The organism is Streptomyces sp. HSS9-12, from assembly GCF_054963655.1.
Window position 1 is genome coordinate 1 of sequence record NZ_JBUEGC010000131.1, and the last position, 671, is coordinate 671.

1 protein-coding gene is annotated in these 671 nt (G+C 65.1%); it reads right to left on the reverse strand.

The annotated features are described in order from the left end of the window. Positions 1-314 precede the first annotated feature (314 nt). Positions 315-671, reverse strand: a 357-nt coding sequence (tnpA, locus tag ACY34J_RS29035; protein WP_462729597.1) for an IS200/IS605 family transposase, incomplete at its 5' end; no start/stop codon positions are given.

Here is a 671-nt window from a genome sequence, read left to right on the forward strand (position 1 = left end):
TCGGCCAGGAGGTGCCCGATGACGTGCGGTTGGTCGCCGGACACCGGAAGTGGAAAGCATCTCTCTGCATTGAAATGAACCGCGCCCTGGACAACGCCTACTGGGACGCCCAGGGCTACAAGTCCTTTACCGGGTTGTGGCAGCGTCTCAGGACCGCCTGAGATCAACTGAACGAACCGCCGGATGCGAGGCCCGCATGTCCGGTGGTGTGGGAGGGGGGCCGGGAGAACCGGCCTCCCTACCCGATCATCCTGAGTAGGGCGGCGCGGAGCGCCGCCGCGTCGTTTCGGATTGCTCCCATGATGGAGCTCCGCTCAGTCCGGGTGCTTCTGGTTCTCGATGTACTCCTTGACCACGGACAGCGGTGCCCCACCGCAGGACCCGGCGAAGTAGGAGGGCGACCAGAAGTGCTCGCCCCACAGGTACTTGCGGACGTGCGCGGGGAACTCCTGGCGGAGGCGGCGAGCGGAGACGCCTTTGAGGCTGCCGACGAGCCGGGAGAGGGCAACGGACGGCGGGTAGTGCACGAGCAGGTGGATGTGATCGGTCTCGCCGTTGAACTCGCGCAGTTCCGCGCCGAAGTCTTCGCAGACCTTCCGCATGATCTCTTCGCACCTGGTGAGGATGGCGTCGGTGAAGACGCCGCGCCGGTATTTCGGTGTGAAGACCAA